This window comes from Methanococcoides sp. NM1, assembly GCF_900774285.1.
In the GTDB taxonomy this organism is placed as follows: domain Archaea; phylum Halobacteriota; class Methanosarcinia; order Methanosarcinales; family Methanosarcinaceae; genus Methanococcoides; species Methanococcoides vulcani.
Map to the genome: position 1 here is coordinate 1 of NZ_CAAGTW010000040.1, position 247 is coordinate 247.

Consider the following 247-nt stretch of genomic DNA (forward strand, 5'->3'; position numbering starts at 1 on the left):
ATCTGGATCAGCAGGATTAGTCCAGTTCCATGTTATTGAACTACCACTAACACTTGATTCGTCCAGGCTGGTTACACTGGCCGGTGCAGTAAGGTCCAGGGTGGTTGCAGTATCATTTACCCAGGTAATGTTGATATTACCGTCAGTATCCACAGTTCTTGTACTGATCTGGTAGATGGTAGCTTCATCAAGACCGGTTGCTACATAGGAACTGTCAGGATCACTGACATTGGCTGTAAACACATTA

1 protein-coding gene is annotated in these 247 nt (G+C 44.9%); it reads right to left on the reverse strand.

Features of this window, described 5'->3' with window-relative positions; genetic code table 11:
* Nucleotides 1–247 (reverse strand): hypothetical protein (locus tag E7X56_RS11900; protein ID WP_371413374.1); only part of this gene is annotated, 247 nt, incomplete at both ends.